The 26,731-nt window shown below is 64.3% G+C and carries 29 protein-coding genes; 18 read left to right on the top strand and 11 right to left on the bottom strand.

What is annotated here, in order from left to right; translation table 11 throughout:
• Window positions 1–37 precede the first annotated feature (37 nt).
• The 3 genes from dsbD to EP867_RS10640 are packed head-to-tail and all read left to right on the top strand — an operon-like array spanning window position 38 to window position 3,209.
• Complete coding sequence (gene dsbD / locus EP867_RS10630) at window positions 38–1,711, top strand: protein-disulfide reductase DsbD (protein WP_164888833.1); 1,674 nt, start codon at window positions 38–40, stop codon at window positions 1,709–1,711.
• Window positions 1,708–2,502: a TlpA disulfide reductase family protein gene (locus EP867_RS10635; protein ID WP_128488979.1), complete on the top strand. Its 795-nt coding sequence runs from the start codon at window positions 1,708–1,710 to the stop codon at window positions 2,500–2,502. Before dsbD ends, EP867_RS10635 begins: the two co-directional genes overlap by 4 nt.
• The gene (locus EP867_RS10640) at window positions 2,502–3,209 is read left to right on the top strand and encodes a L,D-transpeptidase (RefSeq protein ID WP_128488981.1); all 708 of its coding nucleotides are present in this window, start codon (window positions 2,502–2,504) and stop codon (window positions 3,207–3,209) included. Before EP867_RS10635 ends, EP867_RS10640 begins: the two co-directional genes overlap by 1 nt.
• Before the next feature lie 133 nt (window positions 3,210–3,342).
• On the opposite strand, the gene EP867_RS10645 is transcribed toward EP867_RS10640, so the two are convergent.
• From EP867_RS10645 to EP867_RS10655, 3 genes are all read right to left on the bottom strand, one after another.
• Window positions 3,343–4,389, bottom strand: a complete 1,047-nt coding sequence (locus EP867_RS10645; RefSeq protein WP_128488983.1) for a YeeE/YedE family protein — start codon at window positions 4,387–4,389, stop codon at window positions 3,343–3,345.
• 39 nt (window positions 4,390–4,428) lie between these two features.
• Window positions 4,429–4,785, bottom strand: a complete 357-nt coding sequence (locus EP867_RS10650; RefSeq protein ID WP_128488985.1) for an ArsR/SmtB family transcription factor — start codon at window positions 4,783–4,785, stop codon at window positions 4,429–4,431.
• Window positions 4,786–4,848: 63 nt separating this feature from the next.
• On the bottom strand, window positions 4,849–5,208 hold the full coding sequence (locus EP867_RS10655) for a thioredoxin domain-containing protein (protein WP_128488987.1): 360 nt from the start codon (window positions 5,206–5,208) through the stop codon (window positions 4,849–4,851).
• Window positions 5,209–5,288: 80 nt separating this feature from the next.
• Here EP867_RS10655 and EP867_RS10660 point away from each other — a divergent pair, with 80 nt between their 5' ends.
• The 14 genes from EP867_RS10660 to chrA all read left to right on the top strand — a co-directional run bounded on the left by EP867_RS10660 (window position 5,289) and on the right by chrA (window position 17,899).
• Window positions 5,289–6,029 carry a cytochrome c biogenesis CcdA family protein gene (locus EP867_RS10660; RefSeq protein ID WP_128488989.1) on the top strand — a complete coding sequence of 247 codons (741 nt, stop codon included), beginning with the start codon at window positions 5,289–5,291 and terminating at the stop codon, window positions 6,027–6,029.
• 9 nt (window positions 6,030–6,038) lie between these two features.
• Window positions 6,039–6,599 (top strand): thioredoxin family protein, encoded by a 561-nt coding sequence (locus tag EP867_RS10665; RefSeq protein WP_128488991.1) that lies wholly within the window; start codon window positions 6,039–6,041, stop codon window positions 6,597–6,599.
• A 129-nt stretch (window positions 6,600–6,728) separates the two neighbouring features.
• The gene (gene soxX / locus EP867_RS10670) at window positions 6,729–7,202 is read left to right on the top strand and encodes a sulfur oxidation c-type cytochrome SoxX (RefSeq protein WP_128488993.1); all 474 of its coding nucleotides are present in this window, start codon (window positions 6,729–6,731) and stop codon (window positions 7,200–7,202) included.
• A gap of 27 nt (window positions 7,203–7,229) precedes the next feature.
• Window positions 7,230–7,652, top strand: coding sequence for a thiosulfate oxidation carrier protein SoxY (gene soxY / locus EP867_RS10675; RefSeq protein WP_128488995.1), 423 nt, complete (start codon window positions 7,230–7,232; stop codon window positions 7,650–7,652).
• Between the two features lie 21 nt (window positions 7,653–7,673).
• Window positions 7,674–8,003 (top strand): thiosulfate oxidation carrier complex protein SoxZ, encoded by a 330-nt coding sequence (soxZ, locus tag EP867_RS10680; protein WP_128488997.1) that lies wholly within the window; start codon window positions 7,674–7,676, stop codon window positions 8,001–8,003.
• A gap of 24 nt (window positions 8,004–8,027) precedes the next feature.
• Entirely contained in the window at window positions 8,028–8,894 is an 867-nt protein-coding gene (soxA, locus tag EP867_RS10685; protein WP_128489000.1) for a sulfur oxidation c-type cytochrome SoxA, read from the top strand.
• 64 nt (window positions 8,895–8,958) lie between these two features.
• Window positions 8,959–10,653: a thiosulfohydrolase SoxB gene (soxB, locus tag EP867_RS10690; protein ID WP_128489002.1), complete on the top strand. Its 1,695-nt coding sequence runs from the start codon at window positions 8,959–8,961 to the stop codon at window positions 10,651–10,653.
• Between the two features lie 13 nt (window positions 10,654–10,666).
• Window positions 10,667–11,941, top strand: coding sequence for a sulfite dehydrogenase (soxC, locus tag EP867_RS10695; RefSeq protein ID WP_128489004.1), 1,275 nt, complete (start codon window positions 10,667–10,669; stop codon window positions 11,939–11,941).
• Complete coding sequence (locus EP867_RS10700) at window positions 11,925–13,022, top strand: c-type cytochrome (RefSeq protein ID WP_128489007.1); 1,098 nt, start codon at window positions 11,925–11,927, stop codon at window positions 13,020–13,022. Before soxC ends, EP867_RS10700 begins: the two co-directional genes overlap by 17 nt.
• Before the next feature lie 52 nt (window positions 13,023–13,074).
• Complete coding sequence (locus EP867_RS10705; RefSeq protein ID WP_128489009.1) at window positions 13,075–14,331, top strand: NAD(P)/FAD-dependent oxidoreductase; 1,257 nt, start codon at window positions 13,075–13,077, stop codon at window positions 14,329–14,331.
• 24 nt (window positions 14,332–14,355) lie between these two features.
• Window positions 14,356–15,261, top strand: a complete 906-nt coding sequence (locus EP867_RS10710) for an MBL fold metallo-hydrolase (RefSeq protein ID WP_128489011.1) — start codon at window positions 14,356–14,358, stop codon at window positions 15,259–15,261.
• A 1-nt stretch (window position 15,262) separates the two neighbouring features.
• On the top strand, window positions 15,263–16,213 hold the full coding sequence (locus EP867_RS10715) for an MBL fold metallo-hydrolase (RefSeq protein WP_128489013.1): 951 nt from the start codon (window positions 15,263–15,265) through the stop codon (window positions 16,211–16,213).
• A gap of 32 nt (window positions 16,214–16,245) precedes the next feature.
• Window positions 16,246–16,599 (top strand): hypothetical protein, encoded by a 354-nt coding sequence (locus EP867_RS10720; RefSeq protein ID WP_128489015.1) that lies wholly within the window; start codon window positions 16,246–16,248, stop codon window positions 16,597–16,599.
• Between the two features lie 91 nt (window positions 16,600–16,690).
• Window positions 16,691–17,899 carry a chromate efflux transporter gene (gene chrA, locus EP867_RS10725; protein ID WP_241656888.1) on the top strand — a complete coding sequence of 403 codons (1,209 nt, stop codon included), beginning with the start codon at window positions 16,691–16,693 and terminating at the stop codon, window positions 17,897–17,899.
• A gap of 270 nt (window positions 17,900–18,169) precedes the next feature.
• Here the strand turns inward: chrA and EP867_RS10730 are convergent, their stop codons facing one another.
• Both EP867_RS10730 and EP867_RS10735 read right to left on the bottom strand, forming a co-directional pair.
• Window positions 18,170–19,150, bottom strand: a complete 981-nt coding sequence (locus tag EP867_RS10730) for a tripartite tricarboxylate transporter substrate binding protein (protein WP_128489017.1) — start codon at window positions 19,148–19,150, stop codon at window positions 18,170–18,172.
• A gap of 185 nt (window positions 19,151–19,335) precedes the next feature.
• Entirely contained in the window at window positions 19,336–20,400 is a 1,065-nt protein-coding gene (locus tag EP867_RS10735; protein WP_128489019.1) for an LLM class flavin-dependent oxidoreductase, read from the bottom strand.
• 99 nt (window positions 20,401–20,499) lie between these two features.
• Here EP867_RS10735 and EP867_RS10740 point away from each other — a divergent pair, with 99 nt between their 5' ends.
• Window positions 20,500–21,444: a LysR family transcriptional regulator gene (locus EP867_RS10740; protein ID WP_128489021.1), complete on the top strand. Its 945-nt coding sequence runs from the start codon at window positions 20,500–20,502 to the stop codon at window positions 21,442–21,444.
• Window positions 21,445–21,480: 36 nt separating this feature from the next.
• Here EP867_RS10740 and EP867_RS10745 read toward each other — a convergent pair whose 3' ends face one another.
• From EP867_RS10745 to EP867_RS10770, 6 genes are all read right to left on the bottom strand, one after another.
• Window positions 21,481–21,813, bottom strand: a complete 333-nt coding sequence (locus tag EP867_RS10745; RefSeq protein WP_128489023.1) for a hypothetical protein — start codon at window positions 21,811–21,813, stop codon at window positions 21,481–21,483.
• Between the two features lie 168 nt (window positions 21,814–21,981).
• Window positions 21,982–23,025 (bottom strand): CNNM domain-containing protein, encoded by a 1,044-nt coding sequence (locus EP867_RS10750; protein WP_128489025.1) that lies wholly within the window; start codon window positions 23,023–23,025, stop codon window positions 21,982–21,984.
• Window positions 23,022–24,398, bottom strand: a complete 1,377-nt coding sequence (locus EP867_RS10755; protein ID WP_128489027.1) for a hemolysin family protein — start codon at window positions 24,396–24,398, stop codon at window positions 23,022–23,024. Before EP867_RS10755 ends, EP867_RS10750 begins: the two co-directional genes overlap by 4 nt.
• Window positions 24,399–24,686: 288 nt before the next feature.
• Window positions 24,687–25,253: a DUF2076 domain-containing protein gene (locus EP867_RS10760; RefSeq protein ID WP_128489030.1), complete on the bottom strand. Its 567-nt coding sequence runs from the start codon at window positions 25,251–25,253 to the stop codon at window positions 24,687–24,689.
• A 63-nt stretch (window positions 25,254–25,316) separates the two neighbouring features.
• Window positions 25,317–26,087, bottom strand: coding sequence for an anti-sigma factor family protein (locus tag EP867_RS10765; protein ID WP_128489032.1), 771 nt, complete (start codon window positions 26,085–26,087; stop codon window positions 25,317–25,319).
• Window positions 26,071–26,601 (bottom strand): sigma-70 family RNA polymerase sigma factor, encoded by a 531-nt coding sequence (locus tag EP867_RS10770; protein WP_128489034.1) that lies wholly within the window; start codon window positions 26,599–26,601, stop codon window positions 26,071–26,073. Before EP867_RS10770 ends, EP867_RS10765 begins: the two co-directional genes overlap by 17 nt.
• Between the last annotated feature and the right edge of the window lie 130 nt (window positions 26,602–26,731).

Here is a 26,731-nt window from a genome sequence, read left to right on the forward strand (position 1 = left end):
GTTAAGACCAGCGGGGCAATGGGGGCGCATGAGGATAATGCGCCCCCTTTTTCTGTTCACCGCCCTCTGGCTGGCTGCCGCCCAGGGGGCCTTTGCCAGCCCCTTTCAACGTCTAAGCGAGGGGCCCCTCAGCCCGGAGCAGGCCTTTCGCTATGAAGTGATCCCCGGGGCCGGGGGGCAGGTGCAGATCCGCTGGACCATCGCACCGGGCTATTATCTTTACCGCGATAAATTCACCGCCTGGGAGAGCAGGGGCCGCGATCTTTCGCTGCAAATGCCCGCCGGAGAGATCCGCGAAGATCTGACCTTCGGCGCGGTCGAGGTCTATCCCCGGGATATGACCCTGGGCCTCAGTGGCGCTTACGGGCCGGTCACCCTAGGCTGGCAGGGCTGCCAGGACAATGGCATCTGCTATGCGCCCCAAAGCGCGGTGATTGACCTGCCGGGAGCCGCCGCAGTCCCCGCCCCCGAGGCCGCCCCGCTGACGGAGGTAGAGGTTCTCAGGTCCGAAGGCGGGATCCCTTGGGTTCTGGCAGGCTTTGCGGGTCTGGGGCTTTTGCTCTCTTTCACGCCCTGCAGCTTTCCGATGCTGCCGGTGCTCTGGGCCATGCAGGGCGGTGCGCCTGCGGGCTCGCGCCGGGGGGTGGGGATTGCGGTGTTCTATGTCGCAGGCATGGCGGCGGGCTTTGCCCTGATCGGGGCACTGGCAGGATTTATGGGGGCGGGGTTGCAGTTCCGGCTGCAGCAGCCCCTGGTGATCCTGTCGGTGGCGGCGCTTTTTGCTGTCCTCGCTGCGGCCTCGCTTGATCTGATCCCTCTGAAAATGCCCGCTGCTGTGACGAGACGGCTTCAGAGCCTCGGTGGGCGCGCATCGCTGACCGGGGCCGGGTTTGCGGGTCTGGCATCGGTGCTGATCCTGGGCCCCTGCGTGACCGCACCCCTGGCGGGGGCGCTCCTTTATATCGCGCAAAGCGGCGATGTGGCGCTCGGGGCCGCGGCGCTGGCCATGCTGGGGCTGGGGCAGGGGGTGCCCCTGATGGTTCTCGCGCTTTTTGGCCGCAAGATGTTGCCGAAAAGCGGTGCCTGGCTCGGGGCCAGCCGGATTGCCCTCGCGGCCCTTCTGGCGGGGATGGCGGTCTGGCTCTCGGCGCGGGTGTTGCCGGGGCCGGTCGGGCTGTTCCTTTGGGCGCTCCTGGGCTTTGCCCTGGCCGCGGCGGCCTGGGGGCCGGGCTGGCCACGCCGCTTCGGGGGGATGGTGTTCTTCGCCTTCGGTCTTTTGCAGCTGGCGGGCGCAGGCTCCGGCGGATCTGACCCGCTGCGGCCTTTGGTCTTTGCGCCCGCCGTGGCCCCTGCCGCCCCTTCGCGGGTTGTGCGAAGCCAGGCTGATCTCAGGAGCGCTCTGGCCCGGGCTGAGGGTCCGGTTCGGGCAGTCTATGTCACGGCCGACTGGTGTGTGATCTGCAAAGCCCTTGAGCGGGATGTTTTCCCTCAACCCGCCGTGCAGCAGGCGCTGGCGGCTTTGCCCTTCCTGAAGGCCGATGTGACGGATTTCAGCGGCGAAGGCGGCGCGCTGGCTGAGGATCTGGGCGTGATCGGCCCGCCGACGCTGGTCTTTCTCGATGAGCGGGGCCAGGAAAAAAGCGCCCTGCGCCTGACCGGAGGTTTCACCGCAGAGGCCCTGACGGACGCCCTGAGAAAGGCCGGAGAATGACGGATTTTGCCCTTGGTCCCTTCCTGCTGTCCGGAGAGCGGCTGATCTGGATCCTTGTCACGCTGGTTCTCTGGGGTGCGGCGGCGCTGCTCAGCCGCAGGGGGCGGCCCGATCTGAACCCCTGGGCCTTTCGCGCAACCCTGGCCGGGTTGCTTGGGGCGCGGCTTGGATTTGTGGCGCAGAATGCCGATGTCTATCTGGCCGATCCGCTGAGCCTTTTTGCGATCTGGCAGGGGGGATTTGCGCTTTGGGGCGGTGTGGCGGGCTTCGCCGCCGTGACCCTGCCGCTGATGTGGCGCAGGCGCGAGATGACGCCCGGGATGGCACTCGCCGTGCTTGCGGCGCTGACTTTGCTCTTTATCCTGGCTCAGCTCGGACGCGCCAATGAGCAGTTTCTGCCGCAGGACCGTGTCTTCGAAGATCTTGCCGGCAGGCAGATGACGCTTGAAGGGCCGGGGGTTGTGAACCTCTGGGCGAGCTGGTGCCCGCCCTGCCGGCGCGAGATGCCGATGATGCTCGAAGAGGCCGCAGCCAATCCGGATCTGCCGGTCTACTTTGTGAACCAGGGTGAAAGCCCGGGCAAAATCCGCAACTATCTCAGCACCTCGGGGCTGGTGATGAGGCCGGTCCTCGATCCGGCCATGGGGCTGATGGCGGGCCTTGGGATTTTGGGGCTGCCTGCCACGCTCTTTGTCGATGCTGAGGGGCGTGTGATCCACACCCACAGCGGCGAGATCTCCCGTGCTGCCCTGCGGCAGGGACTGTCTGATCTGAAAAAGGAAATTCCCTGATGCTGTGCCGTCTTTTACTACGGAGCGCGGCTCCGGGCTGGCTTTTTCTGCTTGCGGCCTGCGCCGCGCCCGAGGGCTCTGTGCCACCGATCGGGACCGCACATCTGACGCCGGAGGTTCTGGCCCATTACGGCAGCCGCCCCGATGGAGAGATTGAGCTGCCCGCCGTTCCTGCGCGCTATCTGACGCCTGAGACCCTGCGCCGGGAAGTGGATTTCGTGACAGATGAGCGCCCGGGCGCCGTGATCGTCGATCCCTGGACCCGGCATCTCTATTATGTGCTGCCGCAAAACCGCGCGATCCGCTACCGCGTGGCGGTGGGGGATGAGGGGCGGGCCTTCTCGGGCCAGGCGACGATTCCCTACAGCCGCTCCTGGCCCTCCTGGCGGCCGACTGAGAATATGATCCGTGAGTTTCCTGACCAATATGGCCCCCTGCGGAAGGGGATGGAGGGCGGCCTGATGAACCCGCTCGGGGCGAGGGCGCTTTATCTGCACCGCGGGGGCCGGGACACCTTCTACCGCATCCATGGCACCTCGGATGTTACCTCGATCGGCAATGCCACTTCGGCGGGCTGCATCCGGATGTTCCATCAGGATGTGATTGAGCTCGAGACTCTGGTGCGATCCGGCGCGAAAGTCGTGGTGCTGACCGAGGCCGCCTCTGCTGAACTGGCCGCGCGTCAGCGCGGCGGGCAGCCGGACTAAGCCCGGCTCCCGCCCCCCTGAGCCTGGTGGGCGGCTTTCGCCCAAGCCTGACGCCGCATCCGCCGGGGCCGGTTGCGGCCCGCCAACCGGTGTGAGGGTAACTCCTAATCCAGCCCGGCCCGCAGAGGCCCCTTTAATCGACAGCGGCATCGCCCCCGATCAGGCGGCGCAGCCCGATCAGCCCGCCGAGCGAGATCGCGGCGAGCGTCACCGGCCCCGACCAGGCCAGGGCCGCAAAGCCCGAGAGCCCCTGGCCGACGGAGCAGCCGATCGCGATCACACCGCCGATGCCCATCAGCACCGCGCCTGAGAGCTGCCGCCCCAGTTCGCGGGGGTCTTCGCAGGCCTCCCAGCGGAACAGTCCGCGCAGCAGCGCCCCGCCAAGACCGCCGAGGATCACCCCGAAAACCAGCCCCGTTGAGAACGACAGCCCCGAGCCGCTGGAGGTCATGACGTAAAGAATGGCCCGGCCAAGCGGGGCGGTGAAGGAGGGCCCCTCAACCGGCACGGCATCAAGGCTGATCGCCGCAAGACGGCTCGTCGACCAGAAGGCAAAGGTGACCGCAAGCCCCGCGACCACGCCCCAGAGGATCATCCGGGGCGAGTGGCGCAGAGGGGCGCAGGACAATGCCCAGCCAAGCAGCCCCAGAACCAGCACCACCACCACCACCACCGGCGAGAGCCCGAGCTGCGCGGCATCATGCAGGATCCCCTGGGGGGGCGCATCAAAGTCCTGGGGGAAAAGCCACAGCCGCAGCGGCGCGGCCGGTCCGGACAGAACGAAGAAGCCCGAAATCCCCATGACCACCGCAACGATCAGCGCGCGGATATCGCCGCCACCCGCCCGGGCCAGCGCGCCAAAGCCGCAGTTCCCGGCCAGGGCCATGCCATAGCCAAAGATCAGCCCCCCCGCGAGTGAGCCGCCGAGCGACCAGGAGATCCGGTGATACTGGCTGGCCGCAATATCGATGAGGCCCGCCAGGGCCAGTCCCTGGGTCGTGGCGATGGCCGTTGCCAGGACAATTCCCCAAAGCCGCAGACGGCGCTGATCGCCGCCCCAGACCGCGCTTTCCAGCGCGCCCAGGGTGCAGAAATCGCCCAGACGGGCCGCAAGGCCAAAGGCGCTGCCGGTGATCAGTCCGGCAAGGGCCGCCCAGGCTCCGATGGGTAAGAAATCCATGGCAGTCCTCCCTTAAGCGCGCCGGTGGCGCAGCCTGCCTTAACGCTCCGCTGCCCTGTCCGCCCAGAGAGCGGCCAGCAGACGGATCACCTCCGCGACCCTTGGGTCGAGGATGGAATAGTAAATGACCTGACCTTCGCGCCTGGTGCTGACCAGGCCCTCAAGCCGCAGCCGGGCCAGTTGCTGGCTGACGATGGCCTGTCGTGACATCAGAAGGCTTTCAAGCTCGGTCACCGTTCGCGGCCCGGCACAGAGATGGCACAGGATGGTCAGGCGCCCGTCATGGCCAAGCGCTTTGAGAAAGCCTGCGGCTTCCTGCGCATTGCCGATCAGCCCTGCCAGCCCTTCAAGGGTCAGGCCCGCTTCGGCTGTGTCTTCCGGCGATGCACCGCTCATATCCGACGAAGATCATCCCTGTTGCCCGCAACCGGCCCCCCTGCAGCGGCGGGCCGGTCAGGCCTACCCATCCTTTGCGATACCTGCCTTGTCAACCATTCCCTCCAGCAGCGGCCAGAAGAAGTGCGCCCCGGCATAGCCTTCCAGCCGTCCCGCCTCCTGTCCGTTCACAATCAGCAGAAAAGTCGGCGTAAAGGTGACCGGTCGGGCAGTGGTAAAAGGCTGCTCCCCGATCCCGGAGAGCGGCACCCGCACCAGCCCGAGGCGCTCTCCGAGCGGAGTTTTCGGATAGGCGAGGCCGATCTCCTCATGCCAGCGCGCGCAATAGAGGCAGCCGGGCTGCTCGACCATCACCAGGCTCTGCGCCATGGCCCCGCCGGTGGCGAGCCAGAGCGGGAGGAGAAGGGAAAGAAGAAAGCGCATATTGACTCATATATAGTAAAATATGAATATTTATATGGAGAGCCTGAGCGCTTGTCCAGGGATCACTCGGGGAGGGGTGCATGCCGGAAATTACCTGGGGAGGGGCGGCGCTGGCGGGGCTGCTGTCATTCCTGTCCCCCTGCATCCTGCCCATGGTGCCCTTTTATCTCTCTTATATGGCGGGCAGCTCGGTGGCGGAACTGCGCGGCGAGAGCGCAAACCTGAACCCGAAGCTGCGCGCGCGCCTGATCGGGCGGGCGCTTTGCTTTGCGCTTGGCGTCACCACGATCTTTCTGCTGCTCGGCTTAAGTGCAACGGCGCTTGGCCAGGCTTTCTCGGCCTGGAAAGAGGTCCTGTCCTGGGTCGCGGGTCTGATCCTGATCGTTTTCGGGCTGCACTTCCTCGGGATCCTTCAGATTTCGCTCTTTTACCGCGAAGCGCGCAGCGAAAGCCGCATCAATCCGGCCGGGGCCTGGGGGGCCTATCTGATGGGGCTGGCCTTCGGCTTTGGCTGGACGCCCTGCGTGGGGCCGGCGCTGGCGGCCATTCTGATGGTGGCGGGCGACAGCGCAGAGCTTTGGCGCGGCGGCGCTTTGCTGGTGGTCTATGGCCTGGCCATGACGCTGCCCTTCGTGCTGGCTGCGGCTTTCGCCGGGCCCGTCCTGCGCTTTCTGGCAAAGCACCGGCGGCTGTCGGATTATGCCCGCATCGCCATGGGGATCATGCTGATGCTTTTTGGCGGTCTGATCCTGACCGGCAGCGTGCCGCTGATCGCAGACTGGATGATCCGCAATTTCGACTGGTCCGGCACCGTAAGATAGGAGGTCTCCGTGAAAGCACTGGCTCTTGCCCTCTGGCTGGGGGCATCTTCGGCCCTGGCCGCTCCGCTGGCCGTCCCCTTGGGGGACGACGGCCTCCACAAGCCCGACTGGCTGGAAGAGAGCTTCCTCGATCTGCGCGAAGATCTGGAGGAGGCGCAGGCCGGGGGGCGGTCTTTGCTGATCTCGATCGAGCAGCGCGGCTGCATCTATTGCGCAAAGATGCACAGCGAGATTTTCCCCGATCCGCAGGTTGCTCAGCGCCTGCGCGATGACTTCCGGGTGATCCAGGTCGATCTGGCCGGATCGCTGGAGGTGACCGATTTCGACGGCAGCATCGCCACCGAAAAAGCCACGGCGCGGGCCTGGGGGGTGAACTTCACGCCGACGCTGATCTTCCTGCCCGCTCAGGTTCCGCCGGGCCTGACGGCGCGGCAGGCGGCGCTGGCAGTCCTGCCCGGCAGCCCCTCCGCGCCCGTGCTGGCCGAGGTGATGGACTGGGTGCGGGCCGGGGGAGAGTTGAGCGGGCGGACATTGAAAGAGGTTCTCAGCCCGCCTCAGAGCGCGAATTAAGTTTCGCTTAAGGTTTTGCTGCAGGAAGATTTTACCGCAAAGAATATATATTCAAGAATTGCTATATCTCTATTGTAAGCCGTGTCGTTTTGTCGCAGACTGTCGGAAAGCAGAGTCAGGGAGGACTCAATGGCAAAGCGGCTTTGGGTGGCGGCTGCGATCCTTGCGGGTCATTCAGCACCCGCCTTCGCAGAAATTTCCCCCGTGGATGTGACCTTCGCAGAGGGGGCGATTGAGCAGTCCCTGACCGGGCAGGCGGGTGACGCGGCCTCGGGGGCAAAGGTGATGACCACGGCGGCACTGGGCAACTGCGTGGCCTGCCACGTGATCGATGCCATGCCCGATGTTGAGTTTCCGGGCAATATCGGCCCGCCGCTCGACGGGGCGGCCGATCGCTGGAGTGAAGCGCAGCTTCGCGGCATTGTCGTGAATGCTAAGATGACTTTTGAGGGCAGCTTCATGCCGGCCTTCTATAAATCCGCCGGCTATATCCGGCCGGGAGATACTTACACCGGCAAAGCGGCTCAGGAGCCGCTGCCGCCCATCCTGACCGCACAGCAGGTCGAGGATGTCGTGGCTTACCTGCTCACTTTGAAAGAGTAAGTCGCGCCGACTTCAGGAGGATTTTTCATGACCCTTTCACGACGCAATGCGCTGACCCTTGCGCTTGGCGGACTTGCGGCAGCGGTGCTGCCGCTCAGCAAAGCCCAGGCTGCGACCGTGGCAGAGCTGACCGCAGCCTTTGCCGGCGGCGCCACCCCTAAAGAGGGCGGCATCACCCTGACCGCGCCGGAAATCGCCGAGAACGGCAATACCGTGCCGGTCGAAGTGGATGCGCCGGGCGCAGTGGCGATCATGCTGCTGGCCGCGGGCAACCCGACCCCGGGTGTTGCCACCTTCACCTTCGGCCCCGGCGCTGCCACCCAGCGTGCGGCCACCCGGATCCGCCTTGCCACCACTCAGGATGTGATTGCCCTGGCCAAAATGGCCGACGGCTCGGTGGTGCAGGCTCAGGCCAACGTCAAAGTGACCATCGGCGGCTGCGGCGGCTGATCGGACGATTGGAGAATACACATGGCAAAAGATGCAAAACCGCGCGTACGCGTGCCGAAATCGGCAAAAGCCGGTGAAGCCGTCACCATCAAAGCCCTGATCAGCCACACGATGGAATCCGGTCAGCGCAAAGATGCCGAAGGCAAGATCATCCCGCGCTCGATCATCAATCGCTTCACCTGCGAATTCAACGGCCAGATGGTCGTTGACACCACGATTGAACCGGCGGTCTCGACCAACCCCTATTTCGAATTTGACACCCGCGTTGATGCGGCGGGCACCTTCAAATTCACCTGGTACGACGATGACGGCTCTGTCTACGAAGACAGCAAAGACATTGAAATCGCCTGATTAACGCCTCGGGGAGGAGACGATATGCAAGGCAGATTGACCCCGGTTATCGCGGCCGCTCTGACGATGGGCCTGAGCCTCGGTGCGGCCTTTGCCGACCCGGTCGAAGACGAGCTTGTCGTTACCGCCGAGGACGGTGAGATCACTCTCGTGACCACGACGAAGGCCCCCGGCCATCTGGCAGAGACCTTCGACACCATCTGGTCGGGCTGGCATTTCCGCGAGGATGACACCCGCGATCTTCAGCGCGATGACTTCGACAACCCGGGGATGCTCTTTGCGGACCGCGGGCTTGATCGCTGGAATGCAAAATCGGAGGCGAGCGGCGCGAGCTGCGCGGGCTGCCACGAGGGGCCGGAGAGCATGAAAGGCCTGCGCGCGGTGCTGCCGCGCGTGGATGCCAAAACCGGTAAGCTGATGATCCTTGAGGATTACATCAACGACTGTGTCACCACCCGCATGGGCGAAGAGGCCTGGGGCATGACCTCGGGTAAGATGAAGGACATGCTGGGGCTGATCTCGCTGCAATCGCGCGGGGAGCCGGTGAATGTCGCCATCGACGGGCCTGCCGCCGAATTCTGGGCGAAGGGCAGGGAGATGTATTACACCCGCTACGGTCAGCTTGAGATGGCCTGCGCCAACTGCCACGAGCAGAACGCCGGCATGATGATCCGCGCGGATCACCTCAGCCAGGGTCAGGTCAACGGCTTCCCGACCTACCGGCTGAAAGATGCCGGCATGGTCACCGCGCAGCAGCGCTTTGTGGGCTGCATCCGCGACACCAGGGCCGAGACTTTTAAGGCGGGCTCGGATGAGCTGAAAGCGCTGGAGCTTTATGTCGCCTCGCGCGGCAACGGGCTGAGCGTCGAAGGCATCTCAGTGCGTCACTGACCTCAGGGCCATGGACGGCGGCCGGACTGCGGCCGCCGCTTCACGAAGACGATAGGATAACATCATGATTTCCCGCCGCGAATTTGTGCAGGCTGCGATGGCGGCCTCTGCGCTCGTGGGCGCATCAGGCTATGGCTCCTGGGCGCGTGCCGCCGCACAGCAGAAACTGAGTGAAGATCAGCTGCTGGAGTTCGCGGATTTCGGCAATGTGACGCTGCTGCATATCACCGATATCCATGCCCAGCTGAAGCCGGTGTGGTTCCGCGAGCCGGAGATCAACCTCGGGATCGGTGAGGCAAAGGGCCAGGTCCCGCATATCACCGGCGCGGACTTTCAGAAGATGTTCGGCATTCAGCCCGGCTCGCCCGAGGCCTATGCGCTGAGCTATCCCGATTTTGAGGCGCTGGCGCGTGAATATGGCCGCATGGGCGGCATGGACCGCGTGGCGAGGGTCGTCAAAGCCATGCGCGCCGCGCGGCCGGATGCTCTGCTGCTCGACGGCGGCGATACCTGGCACGGCTCGATGACCTCGCTGAAGACCGAAGGCCAGGACATGATTAACGTCATGAACGCGCTTGGCGTCGATGCGATGACCAGCCATTGGGAATGGACCTATGGTCAGGACCGCGTGAAAGACGTGGTCGAGAACCATCTGAAGTTCCCCTTCCTTGGTGCCAATATCTTTGACGCCGAATGGGATGAGCCGGCCTTTGAGCCCTATAAAATTTTTGAGCGCGGCGGCGTCCGGATCGGCGTGATTGGTCAGGCTTTCCCCTATATGCCGATCGCCAACCCGAAATGGATGTTCCCGGATTTCTCTTTCGGTATCCGCGAACAGCGCATGCAGGCCATGGTGGATGAGCTGCGCGCCGAGGGTGTCGAGGTTGTGGTTTGCCTCTCGCACAACGGCTTTGACGTCGACAAAAAGATGGCCGGACGGGTGAAGGGCATCGATATCATCCTCTCGGGCCACACCCATGACGCTGTGCCCGAACCGGTGATGATCGGGGAGACGCTGCTGATCGCCTCCGGCTCGAACGGAAAATTCGTCAGCCGCGTGGATCTCGATGTGCGCGACGGCCGCATGATGGGCTTCCGCCACAAGCTGATCCCGATTTTCTCGGATGTGATCACGCCCGATGCTGATATGGCCGCGCTGATCGAGCAGGAGCGCGCGCCCTTCAAAGAGAGCCTTGAAGAGAAGATCGGCACCACCGAGACCACGCTTTACCGCCGTGGCAACTTCAACGGCACCTGGGATGATCTGATCTGCGAGGCGATCCTGTCCGAGCGCGATGCCGAGATTGCCATGTCGCCGGGCGTCCGCTGGGGGCCGTCGGTGCTTTCAGGTGAGGCGATCACCCGCGAAGACATCCACAATGCCACCTCGATGACCTATGGCGCCTGCTACCGCACCGGGATGACCGGCGAGACCATCCAGACCATTCTGGAAGATGTGGCCGACAATATTTTCAACCCCGATCCCTATTACCAGCAGGGCGGTGACATGGTGCGCGTGGGCGGTCTGGCCTATGACATCGACGTCAGCCAACCGATTGGCAAACGGATCACCAATCTTCGCATGGCAAAAACCGGCACCGCGCTGGAGCCTGCGAAATCCTACACCGTGGCGGGATGGGCCTCGGTCAATGAAGGCACCGAAGGGCCGCAGATCTGGGATGTGGTCGAAGCCCATATCCGCAGGACCGGCACCGTGCGTCTTGAGCCGAACACCACCGTCAAAGTGACCGGTATCTGAGGAGATCTCCCCGATGTCTGATCCGACTTCCAAAGCCGCCGGAACCAGCCGGCGCGGCTTTCTCAAAACGACTGCGCTTGGCGGTGCAGGCCTGGTGGCCGGTGCCGGGGCTGCGGCGGCTGAAGGCGATCCGCTGATCACCAAAGTCCAGGACTGGGCTTCGGGCTTCGGCGATCCGGTCGATGCTGCGCCCTATGGCATGCCGATCAGATTTGAGAGCCATGTGGTCCGCCGCAATGTGGAATGGCTGACCGAAAGCCCGGTCTCTTCGATCAACTTTACGCCGATCCATGCGCTTGAAGGCACTATCACCCCCCAGGGCGTCGCCTTTGAGCGTCACCACTCGGGCGCGATTGAGCTGTCGAAAGACGACTACCGCCTGATGATCAACGGCCTCGTCGAGAAGCCGCTGGTCTTCACCTTTGAAGACCTGACCCGCTTTCCGCGCCATGTGCTGACCGCCTTTTGCGAATGCGCGGCCAATGGCGGCATGGAATGGGGCGGCGCGCAGCTTGAAGGCGTGCAGTTCACCCAGGGCATGATCCATAACATGGAATATACCGGCATCCTTCTGAAGGATCTGCTGGCAGAGGCCGGTGTGAAGCCGGAAGGCAAATGGGTCTATGTGGAAGGCGCCGATGCCTCCTCCAACGGCCGCTCGATCCCGCTGGAAAAGGCCATGGAGGATGTCATGGTCGCCTTCTACGCCAATGGCGAGGCCTTGCGTAAAGAGCATGGCTATCCGGTGCGGCTGGTGGTGCCGGGCTGGGAAGGCAATATGTGGGTGAAGTGGCTGCGCCGCATCGCCATCTATGACCAGGCGGTTGAGGGGCGCGAAGAGACTTCGAAATATACCGACATGATGCCCGACGGCCGTGCGCGCAAATGGACCTGGGTGATGGATGCGAAATCGGTCATCACCTCGCCCAGCCCTCAGGTGCCGATCCGTCACGGCAAAGGCCCGCTGGTCATCACCGGGCTTGCCTGGTCGGGCAACGGTAAAGTGACGCGGGTTGATGTCTCGACGGATGGTGGCAACACCTGGACTGAGGCGCGTATCTCGGGCGATGCAAAGCCCAAAGCGCTGACCCGCTTCCACCTCGATATCGACTGGGACGGATCCGAGATGTTCCTGCAGTCGCGCTGCATCGATGAGACCGGCTATGTGCAGCCGACCAAAGATGCGCTGCGGGAGATCCGCGGCACCAACAACGTCTATCACAACAACTCCATCCAGACCTGGTGGGTGCAGCCGAACGGTGAGGTCGAGAATGTCGAAATCGCGTAAGCTCTTTGCGGCCACCGCGCTTGCAATTCTGTCCACCACTCCGGCCTTTGCGCAGGGGCTTGGCCTTGGCCGACCGGCCACGCTGGAAGAAATCGCCGCCTGGGATGTCACCGTCCTCCCCGATGGCACCGGGCTTCGTCCCGGCTCAGGCGATGTGGCACGCGGCGAAGAGGTTTTTCTGGAAGCCTGCGCTGCGTGTCACGGGGAATTTGCCGAAGGGCTCGACAGCTGGCCTTCGCTTTCGGGCGGACAGGGCACGCTGAGCGATCCGCGTCCGGTCAAAACCATCGGCAGCTACTGGCCCTATCTCTCGACCGTCTGGGATTATATCCACCGCTCGATGCCCTTTGGCGCAGCGCAGACGATCTCGGTGGATGACACCTATGCGATCACCGCCTTCCTGCTTTACTCAAACGGGCTGGTCGAAGACGACTTCGTGCTGAGCCACGAGAATTTCACCGAAGTGCGTCTGCCCAATGAGGACGGCTTTTATGTGGATGATCGTGCCAGCACCGAATATCCGCTCTTCTCTGCCGAGCCCTGCATGGAGAACTGCCGCAGCGAGGCCCCGAAGGTCACCAAACGCGCGGTCGATCTGAATGTGACGCCGCGCGATCCCGATGGCCGTCCCGCAGGGTCGATGCCGGACCTCCTGCGCGCGTCCGCAGCGGCTCCGGCTGAGGAAACCGCCACCGCGACCGCAGAACCCGCCGCCACCTCCGAGGCCCCGGCTCCGGCCGCCGCTCCGGCCGGCCCCGATCCGGCCCTGGTCGAAGCGGGCGCCAAAGTGTTCCGCAAATGCGCCGCCTGCCATAAAGTGGGAGAGGATGCGAAGAACGGCACCGGCCCCGCGCTGACCGGGATCTTCGGCAAAGCCGCAGGCACGGTTGAGGGCTTCCGCTACTCGCAGCCCATGGTGGACGCGGGGGCCGGGGGGCTGGTCTGGACCGCTGAGACGCTGGACGCCTTCCTTGCTGATCCCAAAGCCGCAGTGCCGAAAAACAAGATGGCCTTCGGCGGTCTGAAAAAAGAGGATGAGCGTGCGGCTCTGACCGCATATCTGCAGTCTTTCTCTCAATGATCTGAGCGGACGGGGGCAGGCTCCTCCCGTCCCTTCAACACCGGAGGCCGCCATGCCGATCACCCGCCGCCGCCTGCTGGGCCAGGCCCTGACCACGGCAGCGCTGTTAAAAACTGCCGCCCCCTCACTTGCAAAAAGTGAGCCGCAGGTGGTGGTCGTCGGCGGAGGTGCGGGCGGGCTTTTGGCCGCGCGGCATCTGGCGCGGGCCGGTGTCGCGGTAACGCTCATTGAGCAGAACCCCCGCTATACCGCCTGTTTTCTGTCAAATGCGGCTCTGGGCGGGCTGCGGCCTCTCACGGATTTTGAGTACGGCTATCAGGGTGCGGAGCGTGCCGGGGTCCGGGTGGTGATCGCGAAGGTCAGCGGCATCGACCGCGAGGCCCGCCGCCTGCATCTGTCAGACGGCAGCCGGATCGTTTATGACCGGCTGATCCTCTCGCCGGGCATTGCCTTTGTCGAAGGCTCCGTCTCCGGCTGGAGCGAGAGTGACAGCGCGCGCATGCCCCATGCCTGGAAGGCTGAGCCTGAACTGGCGCGGCTGATCGCGCAGATCGATGCCATGCCCGAGGGCGGGACTTTTGGCCTGATCGCGCCGCCTGCGCCCTACCGCTGCCCGCCCGGGCCTTATGAGCGGGTGAGCATGGTTGCGCATCGCCTGTCGCGGCAGAATCCGCGGGCGAAGATTATGATCTTTGATCCGAAAGAAAATTACTCCAAACAGACGCTCTTTGAGAATGCCTGGGAACGGCTTTACCCCGGCATGATCGAGCGGCTGGACCCGCTGATGGGCGGCGATCTGATCGAGGTGCGCCCGGGCAGCATGGAGGTCCTGGCCGACGGCGAGGGGTTCGTGCTCGATGTCTGCAATGTCATTCCCGCGCAGCGCGCCGGGGATCTGGCCTCCGAGGCCGGGCTTTGCGATGAAAGCGGCTGGGCCCCGGTCGATGCAGCCGGATTTACCAGCCGGATCGACCCGAATATCCGCGTGATCGGTGACGCGGCCGCACAGGGCGCGATGCCCAAAAGCGCCTTTGCCGCCTCAACGCAGGCGCTGGTGGCGGCGCAGAGCCTGCTTGCGGAGCTTGGTCATCAGGATGCGGGCGCGGGGCAGCTGGCCAATATCTGCTACTCGCTGATCGCCCCCGATGAGGGGTTGAAGGTCGGCGGCGATTATGAGGCGCAGGCGGGCGCGACGGTCTCTGTGCGCAATTTCATCAGCGATCCGTCTGAGGGGCCTGAGGCGCTCGGGGCCACCGCTGCTGAGGCGGCTGCCTGGTATCAGGCGCTGACCGGCGCGATGTTTGGCTGAGGCCATTGGAGGGGGGAGACCACCATGAAACTGACACGGCGGATTTTTCTGGGGGCGGCCTCTGCGGCGGCGCTTTTTCCGGTGCGAAGCTTTGCCGCGACGCAGATTGACTTTGGCGATGTGGCGATCACCTCGGTTTCCGACGGCCATCTGAGCCTGCCGCCGGCCTTCGCCCTGACCGGGCTCTCGCCCGAAGAGATCGCGGATCTGAGCGCGCGGCATAATCTGCCCGCTGATCTGCACAAACCGCCCTGCAATCTGACGCTTCTGTGGCAGGGCGAGCGGCTGGTTCTTTTTGATGCCGGGGCGGGCCCGGATTTCATGGGCTCGGCGGGAAAGGTCAGTGCCTCGCTGGAGGCGATCGGGGTCAGCCCCGAGGAGATCACCGATCTCGTGATCACCCATGCCCATCCCGATCATATCTGGGGCCTGCTGGATGACTTTGATGAGCCTGTCTTTCCCAATGCCGCCCTTGCCATGGGCGCGCGCGAATTTGCCTATTGGACCGACCCCGGGACCGCCGCCACCATCGGCGTAGAGCGGGAAAGCTTTGCCGCAGGAGCCATGCGCCGCCTGAAGCCTTTTGCCGACAGCATCCGGCTGCTGCAGGACGGCGAAGAGCTGATGCCCGGTGTCAGCGCGCGTCTGACGGCGGGCCATACGCCTGGGCATATGTCTTATGAGATTGCCACCCCCGAGGGACGTCTTTGGGTGATCGGCGATGCCATCGGCAACGGACATATCGCCCTGGAGCGTCCGGAGTTTGAAAGCAGCTCCGATCAGGATCCGCCGCTCGGCGCCAGGACCCGCAGTGCGCTTCTGAAGGCGCTTGCCGCCTCGGGCGATGCGGTGATCGGCTATCACCTGCCGGGCAGCGGTCTGGGCCGGATCCGGGCAGAGGGTGCGGCTTTCCGCTTTGAGGAGATCTGAGATGCGTGCCCTGCTGATCGCCCTCGCCGCCCTGGCCCCGGGACTCGTCGCTGCCTCTGAGGATATCCCGGATCAATATCCGCAATCGGTGCTCTATTCCAAACCGGTTGAGGTGATCCCCCATGTCTTCTCCGCCATCGGGGCCACGGCGCCGCCGACCTATGAGAACGCCGGCCATAACAACAACCTGTCCTTCATTCTGACCGGCGACGGCGTGGTGGTGGTCAATTCCGGTGCCTCTTGGGCGCTGGCGGAGGCGCTGCATGCCGAAATTCAGGCCGTCACCGACCAGCCGGTGAAGCTGGTCATCAATGAAAACGGGCAGGGCCATGCCATGCTCGGGAACGGCTACTGGGCGGCCCAGGGCGTGCCGATCCTTGCCCATAAAGCCGCAGCCGCAAATTTCGCAGACGGGGCGCCCCAGGATCTCGCCTCACTGAAAACCTATGCCCGTGAGCGCAGCGACGGCACGACCATCACCCCGCCGAGCGAGACCTTTGAGGAGAGCCGGATCATTGAGATGGGCGATCTGCGCATCGAGGTGCTGAACCTTGGCCCCTCGCACAGCCCCGGCGACACCCAGGTCTGGATCCCGCAGTGGTCGCTGCTGATCGCGGGCGATATTGCCTTTCATGAGCGCATGTTGCCGATTTTTGACGACACCTGCACGCGCTGCTGGATTGAGACCTGGGACGAAAAGCTGGTCCCGCTCGCGCCGGCCTATGTCATCCCGGGGCATGGCCATCCGACCAATCTGGCGCAGGTGCAGCGCTATACCCGCGACTATCTCATTGATCTGCGCGAAAAGATTGCGGCGCATCTGGAAGAGGGCGGGGATCTCGCCGGGGCTTTCCACGTCGATCAGTCCCGCTGGAAGGGGCTCGACACCTTTGAGGAGCTGGCCACAAAGAACGCCGGGCGCGTCTTTGCGGAAATGGAATTTGAAGACTGAGACTGACCCGCTGCCTTCAGCGGGACTGAGTGATGAAGGAGCATGTGAAGCCCATGGAAAACGCCTATGAAATCTGCATTCGTGAGACGCGCTATCCAAGCCTGACGGCGGCGGCGGCCCATCTGGGGATCAGCCGCAAAACGCTGCAGCGCCGCAGCCGCAACGGCACCATCGAGCTGGCGGGTCTTGTGCGGGCCGGTCACGCCCGCCGCGTCTGGGTGGACGGGGTCGAATATGGTCAGATCAAAACCGCCGCCTATGCGGCGGGCGGCTCTGAGACCGGCCTGCGCACCGCGCTGTGGCGTCACGGGCCGGAGTTTTACTGGCGGGGTCACCACATCCGCGCCGAAGAAAGCCGTGGCAGCATCCGCATGACCCTGCGCTGAGCCCTGTTACCGCGATGTGATCTTTGCGATAGAGGCTCTGTCAACACGGACTGCCCGAGAAGGGCGGTTCGCGCAGAGGAAAGGAGCCGCCGTGTCCGGGGATCATCTGAGCAGGCCCTCATCGCCCCGCGGCCATTGGGCCGAGGTTTTCCTGGTCTTTTTGCGCCTTGGCGTCACGAGTTTCGGCGGGCCCGTCGCCCATCTGGGCTATTTCCGCGAGGAATTTGTCACCCGCAGAAACTGGCTCAGCGATGCGGCCTATGCCGATCTGGTGGCGCTTTGTCAGTTTCTGCCGGGTCCCGCATCCAGCCAGACCGGCTTTGCCATCGGCCTGATGCGCGCAGGCTGGGGCGGCGCGCTGGCGGCTTTTCTGGCCTTCACGCTGCCCTCCGCCCTGGCGCTGGTGCTTTGTGCGCTGCTGGCAGTGAACCTGGAGGGCGGGGTCGCCGCCGGGATCCTGCACGGGCTGAAGCTGACGGCGGTGGCGGTGGTGGCTCAGGCGCTCTGGGGGATGTACCGCAGCCTGTGCCCTGACCGCATCCGCAGCGCCATCGCGATTGCTGCCATCGTCGCCCTTGCGGTCCTGCCGCTTTCCTTCGGGATGTTCGGGGCGATCCTTGTGGGGGGCCTGCTCGGGGCAGTGTTTACAACCGCCCCGGCTGAGGGAGAGCGGGCCGCCGCGCTGCGCCTGCCGCTCTCGCGCGGGGTGGCGCTCAGTTGCCTGCTGGCGGTTCCGGTTCTGCTGCTTGCCCTGCCGGCACTCGCCGGGCAGCACCCTCTGCTCGCGCTCTTTGACAGCTTCTTCCGCGCCGGAGCGCTGGTTTTCGGGGGCGGTCATGTGGTTTTGCCACTGCTGGAAACCGAAATGGTAGCCTCCGGCCAGGTCAGCGAGCCGCTTTTTCTGACGGGCTATGCTCTGGCCCAGGCGGTTCCGGGGCCGCTCTTCACCTTTGCCGCCTGGCTCGGCGCGGTCAGCGCGGCGGGTCTGCCCGGCGCGGGGGTGGCGCTGATTGCCATCTTCCTGCCCGGTTTTCTGCTGCTTCTGGGGGTTCTGCCCTTCTGGATGGGGATTCAAAACCATCCCGGCCTGCGCCGCGCCATGCAGGGGATCAATGCTGCCGTCGTCGGCATTCTGGCCGCCACCTTTTATACGCCGGTGCTGAGCGGCACCCTCGCCACACTCACCGATCTGGCCATCGCGCTGGCCCTGCTGTCGGCGCTGATGCAGTGGCGCCTTCCTGCCTGGGCCATCGTCGTCCTGGGGGCGCTGAGCGGGGCTGTGCTGTCGATGGCGGCCTGACGGGCCTTCAGCCCTCATCTTTTTTGAGGCCCAAAGACCATCCCCGGATGCCACGGGGTCAGACCCCGACCCCAAAGAGCGCACCGGCGACCGCCGTGACTGCCCCTGAAGTCGGCACGCAGGCCCCGGGCCGCATCACCCCCGGACCTGCGGTCCCCGGAAGCGGCCTTTGGCTTCTCCCGACCGGCACGCCCGCTTATGCGGAAGGGAGCACCCTGTCGCTCAGGCGGAAGGATGCTCCGGCGGCCCTGAGGTCAGTGCCGCGGCGGGTTACTCCCTGATGCGCAGGTTGTTCTTCTCAATGATCGCGCCCCAGGTTTCCCGGTCGGTCTGCATCTGCGCGGCCAGAACCTCGGGGCCACCGGCTTTGGGGTATTGGCCACTGTTGGACAAAAGCTCAAGGAAGTCCGGGCTGTTAACGGTCTTCACAATCGCTGCGGCATAGGCCTGTTTCAGATCCTCCGGCAGGCCCGCCGGTGCGTGGATCGCCGTCCAGTAAGAGATTTCCAGGTTGCTGTGCCCAAGCTCGCCGACCGTCGGAATATCAGGCCATTTCGGATCGCGCGCGCTGCCGGTGAGGGCCAGGATCTTCACCGTTCCCGCTTTGGCATATTCCGTCAGCGACATCGGGCTGACAAAAGAGACCTCGAGCTGGCCGCCCAGAAGATCCACCAGCGATGAGGGGTTATTTTTATAGGCCACCGGCACCATCTCAACACCGAAATGCTGGCTGAAGATGCGGCCGTAAAGATCCATCACCGACCCCGGTCCCTGGGTGCCGTAGCGCAGCGGGCGTCCGGTCTTTCGGGCATGCGCAATCAGCTCTTCGAGCGAACTGACACCAAGCGCTGTCGGGACCGAGATGGTCAGAACGCCGTCAAACATCATCGCCACCGGATCGAAGCTCTCTGCCGTGAAAGGCAGATTGTCGCGCAGCATGGTGTTCAGCGACAGCGGGCCCGTCCCGGTCAGAAAGAGCGTCGTGCCATCATTCTTTGCACGCGCCACATGGGTCGCGGCCAGAATGCCATTTGCACCGGGCTTGTTTTCGACCAGAACGGTGCGTCCGATCTCGCGGCTCAGGCCATCGGCGATTTTGCGACCAAAAGCGTCATTAATTCCCCCCGCTGCATAGGGCACGATGATCGTGATCGGGCCGTCAGAGGCCAGTGCGGGCAGCCCCTGCGTCATTGCAAAAGACGCCCCCGCCAGCAAAGACAGCGTAAGGCGGCGGGACAAGTATCGTGTCATTTCGGTTCCTCCCTGAAGTGTCGGCCCGGCGGTCCGCGATGGCGCGCGGCCTCCTCCCCCGGGCCTGTCAGAGTGCAGAAGTATCCGCCGCTTCGGGCCGGAGAAAAATCTGAACTCTTTGCGATTTCCGCAATTCTGTATTTCACAAAACAGCCGGCCGCCCCGCCGGGGCCGCCGGCAGCGGCTCAGGCGGCGGCTTTTGCGCCGAGGGCCTTGCGAACTTCCGGGATGATCCGCTCACCCCAGCGTTCGATCTGGCGCAGCATCGTCGTCTGGTCGAAATCGCCCAGCTGGGTCTGAAGTGCGATGTGGCGGGGTTTAAGAATTTCAATCTCTGCCAGCAGCTTATCGACCACTTCATTGACGCAGCCGACCGGAAGGGCGGCGCGGAGCTCTTCAATGTCGGGGTCGACCGTCATGGGGACCTCCTTCATCATATAGCCGTCATCCGTCAGCTGGCGGCGCTGTTTGAGACTTTCCGAGATGCGGCGCTGATAGCGGGCACAGTCGAGATAGTGGTCGATCTCAGCCTTATTGTCCGAGACATAGCCGCAGCGCAGGAACCCGATCTTGCCCGTCATATCGTCGAGGGTCTGACCGTCGTCCTGCGCGATCCCTTCAAGCTTCAGGCGCAGATCCCGGATCGCCTCATTGCCCTTCAGAAGCGCGGTGACAAAGAGGTTATGCCCGTCGCGCATCGCGCGCTGCAGCGTTTTGGGATTGTTTGAGGTCACCCACATCGGCACGCCGGGCTTTTGCACCGTATCGACCGCGATCGAGGTCGGCATCATCTGAATGTATTTGCCCTGATACTCGAAGTTTTTGCCCTGCAGCCCGATGTCGATCACATCGAGAAACTCGTTATAGACATGCCAGGAGTCATCGACCGTGGTGCCGAAGCGCTCAAATTCAAACTGCTGATAGCCGGAGCCGACCCCCAGTTCCAGGCGGCCGTCAGAGACCGTATCGGCAAAGCCCACTTCCGCCAGAAAACGTGCGGGCTGATAAAGCGGCAGAATGCAGACCGCCGTGCCAAGACGGATCGTCCTGGTGCGTCCCGCCGCATGGGCCACGGCCATCAGCGGCGAGGGCGTCAGCGAGTACTTGTTGAAGTGATGCTCGGCAAACCAGGCGGTGTTAAATCCCGCCGCCTCAGCCGTAACCGTCTGCTCCATGGCATTGTGGATGACCTCGGCAGAGCTTTGCTTATAGCTGCGGCGCTGCGCGAGAATAAAGACTCCGAACTTCATCCCTGACCTCTCCTCATATGGCGTCCCGCTGTTCTAGCTGTTAGCCTGAGGCCCTGATAATTGTAGAATTTCTCCCAGAGTAATGCGGGAATTGCTGAAATGTCCGATCGTGTCCGAGCCCTTGAGCTGCTGGTCTCCTTAAAGAGAACCGGAAGCTTCAGCGCGACGGCTCAGATGTTCCGGCTGTCCTCGACTTCCGTTTCGCGCTCCATCTCCATGCTGGAAGAGCGGGTTGGCCAAAGCCTTCTGACCCGCTCGACGCGGAATGTGCGGCTGACTGAGGCCGGAGAGGAATATGCCCGCCGCGCGGTGGAGATCCTGGCCAGTCTCGAAGAGCTTGATCAGTCGATGTCGGTTCTGAGCACGGTTCCGGCGGGTCTGCTGCGTATTCATTCGCGGTCGATGTTTGGCATCGGCGTGCTGACCCGGCTGCTGCCGGCCTTTGCTGAGGCCTATCCCGATATCACCGTCGAGCTGATCCTTGGCGAAGAGCCTGCCGATCTGCGGCGCGAAAAGATCGATATCGATTTTCGCCTCAGCGAGCCGGACGAGCCGGGGGTGCGGCGGCGCCGGATCTATTCCTCCGAACGCTGGCTCGTCGCCTCGCCGGAATATATCGCCCGAAGCGGATTGCCCCTGAGCATCGCCGATCTCGAGCGCCATAACTGCATGGCTTACCTCTCGACGACCACCACGGCGCAATGGTGGGTGACCCACGCCGATGGCAGCAAAGAGCGGGTGCCGTTTCAGCCGCGCTTTCTGTCGAACCACGGAGCGGTGCTTCTGGAACTGGCGCGGCGCGGGGGCGGGGCGGCGGTTCTGGACGATTATCTGGTGCGCCGCGATATCGAACAGGGGCGTCTGGTCCGGCTTTTGCCTGAGATCTCAATCAGCAGCTCGGCGCGTCCAGGAGGGCTTTATGTGGCGATCCTCGACAGCATGGTCATTCCCGCAAAGATCCGGGTGTTTCTGGATTTTCTGACCGCGCGGCTGGCGGGCGGGCAGAAACGCTTTCAGGTCGAGAACACCTGGGAGCGGAGTTGAGATCAGAAAACGGCCCGCCCCGGGCGGGCCTGTCGCTCATTTGCGAAACACAAAGGTCTCAGGCGCGCGCATCGAGGCGCCGACGAAGGGACTGATGCCGGTCAGGCTGCGGATCGCCTCAAAGGTCGCATCGCAAATGAGGCCGGTCTTTTCCGGCGTCCTTCCCGATTTCTCCAGAAAGCTGATCTCAACGCTGATCGGACAGGTGTCAGGATCGTTTTCGACGCGGATCACCGAGAGCTTGCAGACGCCCGCAGGGACATCAAAAGCCTCCATCGCTGCCGCCCTCATCATGGGCCAGGCCTGGTCGATCAAGACCCGGCTTTGATCCGCCTTGCTGTGGTCAAGATAGATCCGGAATGTCGGCATGTGAAAACTCCCTTCTGTGGCGGGGCTCTGTGCCGCGCCGTCCCGGCGGGAGTGTAGGGAAAGAAGACCGGGCCCGCTTCTGCAATTCCCGTCGCAGAGAATGTCGTTTTTCGGGGCAATGCGGCGGAGAGGTCCCCGCCGCTCCTGAAAGGCGCGGCGGGGGTGGGGTCACAGAGCGGCGTTTTCCGCCTCTTTTCTGATCTGAATACCTGCGGGCAGCATGAGCCGCAGGATATCCGCAAGGGTGATGATCCCGCAAAGCTCGCCATCGCGGGTCACCACCGCGATCTGAACGCTGGCGGCGCGCAGACGGGCCAGAGCCTCATAGACCGGGGTATGGGCATCGAGGCGGAAGGCCGGGCGGGCAACACCGGCTGCCTTAGTATCATCCGCCAGCATCAGCGTGTCGCGCACATGGATGAAGGACATCGCGCGGCCCCGTTCCGGCAGCATCAGGATGCGCATATGGCCCGACTGCCGCGCGGCCGCGCGCACCTCAGCCGCAGTGGCGAAGGAGCTGACCGCCGTGGGGCGGCTGCCTTTGGCCACCAGATCGCTGACCGGGATGCTGCTCAGATCGATGAAGGCCGAGAGCTGGCGCTGCATCCCGGGCTCCAGCGCGCCGACTTTGGCCGAATGCTCGACAAGCTGGCGGATGGTGGCGATGTCCTGGCCGCCCACAGCCGCGCTTTCCACCGGCTCGACGCCGGAGGCGCGCACCAGGCTGTTGGCGATGGTGTTCATCCAGCGCAGGAGCGGACGCAGCGGCCAGGCCAGGGTCTGCGCGATCACGCCGATCGTGCGGGCTGAGCGTTCGGGATGGGCGATGGCCCAGGACTTCGGGGCCATCTCGCCCACGACCAGATGCAGGAAGGTCACGATAAACAGCGACATGGCAAAAGAGGCGCTGCCCGCCAGCCACTGTGGCAGACCCGCCTGCAGCAGCGCCGGGCCGATCCAGCTGTCCACCGCCGGCTTGGTGATCGCGCCAAGCGCGAAGGTGCAGGCGGTGATGCCAAGCTGCGCCAGCGCCAGCATCAGCGTCAGATCGTTCATCCCCCTGAGCGCCGCACGCGCGGTCAGGCTTTCGGGGGCAAGCTCTTCCAGACGGTGACGCCTTGCGCCAAGAAGCGCAAATTCGATGATGACGAACAGCGCACTCAGCGCGATCAGCGCCAGAGTGACCAGGATCACGACAAGCGGATCTTTCATTTCTCATCCCCCGTCATGGCCGCTTCGACTAGGCTCACACGCACCCGCGTGGGCACATGGCGCTCGATTTTCAGCACTTCGGTCAAGAGCCAGCGGTCCATCGGCGTGTCTGAGATCAGCTCCGCCGGGTCCGTGGGCAGATCAATGCGGACGCGGTCACCCCGCGCGGGCAAAGCGCCCAGCTCATCAATCATCAGACCGGCGATGGTCTCAGCCTCGGTCTCGGGCAGGTCATAGACGATCAGGCGGTGCACCTCATCGAGGTGAACATCCCCGTCCATCACCCAGCTGTCCGGCCCCTCTGTAACGATGGCATCGGGAACGCTGGCGTCATGCTCATCGGTGATCTCCCCCACGATCTCCATGGCGAGGTCTTCGAGGGTCAGAACCCCGGCAAAGCCGCCATATTCATCGATCACGCAGGCCAGGTGGTTGCGCGAGCCGGTCAGATGCTCGAGCGCATCGGGCAGCGGCATCAGCGTCGGCAGAACGGTCGCCGGACGCATGACATCGGCGGCCGTGGCCTCGGTCTGCCCCTCTCCCATCCGCTCCAGCAGATCGGGGAGATGCACCACGCCCAGCGGGGAATCCGTCTCATCGAGCACCGGATAGCGGCTGTGCGCCCGCGACATCAGCTCCAGCAGATCGCTGACGCTGGTGACCGGCCGCACCCAGCCCACCTGCGAGCGCGGGACCATGGCATGTTCGACATTCTGGTTCGGAAAATCGAGGATCCGGTCCATCATCAGCGACTGCTCCAGCGGCAGATCACCGCTTTCGCGCGAATCCGCGATGATGCGCGGCAGATCCTCGGCGGAGGCGCTGACATCAAGGTCGTGGACCGGCTCAATGCGCAGCATACGCAGCACCACATTGGCGGATTTATCGAAGAAGCCAATAAGCGGGCCGAAGAGCTTCAGATAGATCAGGGTCGAGCGCGAAAGCCCGCGGGCCAGCGGGTCGGGATTGGCGATGGCAAGGTTTTTGGGGTAAAGCTCGCCAAAGATCATCATCACCACCGTGGCGACGATCAGCGAGAACAGCGTGCCGATGGTGACGCCGATTTCCGGCGGGATGCCCAGGCCGCTCAGCAGCACGCCCAGAGGCTCGCCCAGCAGCGGTTCTGAGAGAAAGCCCACCAGAAGCCCGGTGATGGTGATCCCGAGCTGTGCGCCGGAGAGCATGAAGCTCGTGCGTTTCGTCACAGTGAGCGCGCGCTGAGCCGAGGGATCCCCCTCCTGCGCCCGGACCGCCAGACGCGTGCGATCCACCGACATATAAGCGAATTCCTGGGCGACGAAGTAAGCCGTGGCCGCGATATTCGCACCGATGACCAGAATACCGATCAGCAACAATAAAGACGCTTCAATCACAGCAGCACCCGCGGCGGTGACTGAAGCCTGCGAGAAAGAGGACAGGGGTCTGGGGGCACGTTGGGTCGGATCCTTCTGTGGTGTCTGCCCGGAGCAGGCGGCCCCGGGGCGGTGTCTCCGCCCCGAAGCAGTTTAAAAGACCGGCGGCCGGTCAGACCTGCGGCGCAGTGATCCGCAGGGAAAGGCAGAAAGTGACAATCCGGTTCCCGCGCCGGGGCGTGACGGGGCAGGGGCCGGGCAGAGGGGTCCGCCCGCCGTCCCGCCGCCGCTGCCCGCCGCGCTCAGGGATTATTCCCACTCATCCTCGCCTTCGTAACCGGCATCCTCTTCGAAGTCCTGAACCGGTTCCGCCGGTGCGTCAACCGGCGCGGGGGCTGCTTCTGCTGCTCCGCCGCCAAACATCGAGCCGATGGCATTGCCCAGAAGCACGCCGCCGGCCACGCCCATCGCGGTCTGCGCAGCCCCCGCCAGGAAGCCGCCGCCCTGAGGCGGCTGCGACATCATGGGTTGCGGCGCGGCCATGGGGCGCGGGGGCCGGCTTCGGGGCGCAGGCTGCGCGCCGCCGCCAAAAAGACGCCCGAAAAGACCGCCTGCGGGTTGCGTGCCAGGCGCTGCGGCCTGATGCCGGGCGGCCTCGAGTTCCGCCTCAAGCTGCTCAAGCCGCGCCTGCGCATTTTGCAGCGCATAGTCCTGCATCACGATGGTCTGGGCCATGTAATAGGGCGTGCCCGGCTGGCGGGCGATCTGGCCCGCGATGAAGCTTTCAGCCTCAGCGTCGCGCTGTGCGTGGGTCTGCGCGGTCTGGTTCAGCCTGTCAAAGAGGCCCTCGATGGCACGACGGTCGTTTTGATCCATGGCGGTAGTTCCTTCAGTCAGTCTTGCAGCCGGGTCAGGGGCCCGGATTCCTTTGGGGAATGGTCAGTAGAGATTGGCGCTCAGTGCCTCAGCCTTGCGCGTGAGTTCCGCGGCGCTGCCCCGTGCGGCGATCAGCACATGAGCGGTCTCGCCGATCTGAAACCAGGCCACCGGCGCGCCGCCCGACATCAGGCTTTGCGGCGGCGTCAGCGCAAAATCACCCGGCCGCACCGCGAAGTGATGCAGCCGCCCGAGATCGGGGGTCTCAAAAAGGATCTCAATCCCCGGCCCCTGGGGCGAGGGAAAGACCTGAGCGTCGATCACCTGCCAGTCGCGGTCGAAGAGCGGTAGAATGATCCCGGTCGCCGCCCGCAGCTCCTCGGCGTCGATGAAGGGATCTTCGGGCATCGACTGCATGGGCAGACGCACCTCAATCGCCTCCCGCGCGGCGAAGGCGGCGGTCACATAATCCGGCGGGCGCACCGAGGCGGACAGCGGGCCGACCGGAACCGGCAGCACGCCGCTGACAAACAGGCCAAGCAGTGCGCAGACCAGGACGGCGGGCGTGAGTTTCAGCCCCCGCCCCAGCCAGGCATCGCGCCGAAAGCCCCGTGCCAGCCGTTCAGAGGCCCGCTGCGCCCCCGCGCTGACCGGACCGCTGAGCGCCAGACGCAGCTCGCGCTGCAGCCGGATGTCCTGCATGACCCGCGCGGCATCCTGCGGATGATCGCCGAGCCATGCCTCAACACGGGCGGCGTGCCATTCATCCAGCTGGCCGTCGACATAGGCCGTCAGGTCCAGCTCGGTCATGCCGGGTTCAGCTCTCATGGGCATCACGACCTCCGATCAGCCGCAGGGAAGGGGCGGGCTGGCCCGCTTCAAAGGCCCGCAGCGCAGCCCTGGCCCGGGCCACGCGCGACATCAGGGTGCCAAGGGGAATATCCGCGACCCGCGCGGCCTCAGCATAGCTCAGGCCTTCAAGCGCGATCAGCGACAGGGCTTCGCGCTGCTCAACCGGCAGTTCCAGAAAGGCCCCGCGCAGCTGCCCGAGGCGCACCGTGGCCTCCTGCGGCGCATCAAAGCTCTGCTCTGAGAGCGAGGCGATTTCCGCCTCACGGCTCCGGCGCGCCTTCACGCTGCGGCGACCATCGAGAAAGCAGTTCTTCAGAATGGAGAACAGCCAGCTTTTCAGCTGCGCACCGCCGCGCAGACTGCGCCGCCGTTCATGGCCACGCAGCAGCGCTTCCTGCACCAGATCCTCTGCCTCAGAAGGATCGCGCGTGAGCGCGAGGGCAAAGCGGTGCAGGGCGGGAAGTTCCCGTGCAAGAGAGTCGGATTCGTTACTCATTACTCTACTGACGTTGCCGGTGAGAAATTTATCCCGCCGTCCGAAAATTTTTCTGCGCCGCCCGCTGAAGCCCGGGGGCGGCGTCACATCCTGCCACAGTCTGCGCCGGATCGGGACGGGAATGCGGACG

The organism is Falsigemmobacter intermedius (genome assembly GCF_004054105.1).
Taxonomy (GTDB): Bacteria; Pseudomonadota; Alphaproteobacteria; order Rhodobacterales; family Rhodobacteraceae; genus Wagnerdoeblera; species Wagnerdoeblera intermedia.

Coding starts and splice junctions, on each gene's coding strand:
- dsbD (WP_164888833.1), top strand. CDS start 38: ATGCGCCCCCTTTTTCTGTTCACCGCCCTCTGGCTGGCTGCCGCCCAG.
- EP867_RS10635 (WP_128488979.1), top strand. CDS start 1,708: ATGACGGATTTTGCCCTTGGTCCCTTCCTGCTGTCCGGAGAGCGGCTG.
- EP867_RS10640 (WP_128488981.1), top strand. CDS start 2,502: ATGCTGTGCCGTCTTTTACTACGGAGCGCGGCTCCGGGCTGGCTTTTT.
- EP867_RS10645 (WP_128488983.1), bottom strand. CDS start 4,389: ATGGATTTCTTACCCATCGGAGCCTGGGCGGCCCTTGCCGGACTGATC.
- EP867_RS10650 (WP_128488985.1), bottom strand. CDS start 4,785: ATGAGCGGTGCATCGCCGGAAGACACAGCCGAAGCGGGCCTGACCCTT.
- EP867_RS10655 (WP_128488987.1), bottom strand. CDS start 5,208: ATGCGCTTTCTTCTTTCCCTTCTCCTCCCGCTCTGGCTCGCCACCGGC.
- EP867_RS10660 (WP_128488989.1), top strand. CDS start 5,289: ATGCCGGAAATTACCTGGGGAGGGGCGGCGCTGGCGGGGCTGCTGTCA.
- soxX (WP_128488993.1), top strand. CDS start 6,729: ATGGCAAAGCGGCTTTGGGTGGCGGCTGCGATCCTTGCGGGTCATTCA.
- soxY (WP_128488995.1), top strand. CDS start 7,230: ATGACCCTTTCACGACGCAATGCGCTGACCCTTGCGCTTGGCGGACTT.
- soxZ (WP_128488997.1), top strand. CDS start 7,674: ATGGCAAAAGATGCAAAACCGCGCGTACGCGTGCCGAAATCGGCAAAA.
- soxA (WP_128489000.1), top strand. CDS start 8,028: ATGCAAGGCAGATTGACCCCGGTTATCGCGGCCGCTCTGACGATGGGC.
- soxB (WP_128489002.1), top strand. CDS start 8,959: ATGATTTCCCGCCGCGAATTTGTGCAGGCTGCGATGGCGGCCTCTGCG.
- soxC (WP_128489004.1), top strand. CDS start 10,667: ATGTCTGATCCGACTTCCAAAGCCGCCGGAACCAGCCGGCGCGGCTTT.
- EP867_RS10700 (WP_128489007.1), top strand. CDS start 11,925: ATGTCGAAATCGCGTAAGCTCTTTGCGGCCACCGCGCTTGCAATTCTG.
- EP867_RS10705 (WP_128489009.1), top strand. CDS start 13,075: ATGCCGATCACCCGCCGCCGCCTGCTGGGCCAGGCCCTGACCACGGCA.
- EP867_RS10710 (WP_128489011.1), top strand. CDS start 14,356: ATGAAACTGACACGGCGGATTTTTCTGGGGGCGGCCTCTGCGGCGGCG.
- EP867_RS10715 (WP_128489013.1), top strand. CDS start 15,263: ATGCGTGCCCTGCTGATCGCCCTCGCCGCCCTGGCCCCGGGACTCGTC.
- EP867_RS10720 (WP_128489015.1), top strand. CDS start 16,246: ATGAAGGAGCATGTGAAGCCCATGGAAAACGCCTATGAAATCTGCATT.
- EP867_RS10730 (WP_128489017.1), bottom strand. CDS start 19,150: ATGACACGATACTTGTCCCGCCGCCTTACGCTGTCTTTGCTGGCGGGG.
- EP867_RS10735 (WP_128489019.1), bottom strand. CDS start 20,400: ATGAAGTTCGGAGTCTTTATTCTCGCGCAGCGCCGCAGCTATAAGCAA.
- EP867_RS10740 (WP_128489021.1), top strand. CDS start 20,500: ATGTCCGATCGTGTCCGAGCCCTTGAGCTGCTGGTCTCCTTAAAGAGA.
- EP867_RS10745 (WP_128489023.1), bottom strand. CDS start 21,813: ATGCCGACATTCCGGATCTATCTTGACCACAGCAAGGCGGATCAAAGC.
- EP867_RS10750 (WP_128489025.1), bottom strand. CDS start 23,025: ATGAAAGATCCGCTTGTCGTGATCCTGGTCACTCTGGCGCTGATCGCG.
- EP867_RS10760 (WP_128489030.1), bottom strand. CDS start 25,253: ATGGATCAAAACGACCGTCGTGCCATCGAGGGCCTCTTTGACAGGCTG.
- EP867_RS10765 (WP_128489032.1), bottom strand. CDS start 26,087: ATGCCCATGAGAGCTGAACCCGGCATGACCGAGCTGGACCTGACGGCC.
- EP867_RS10770 (WP_128489034.1), bottom strand. CDS start 26,601: ATGAGTAACGAATCCGACTCTCTTGCACGGGAACTTCCCGCCCTGCAC.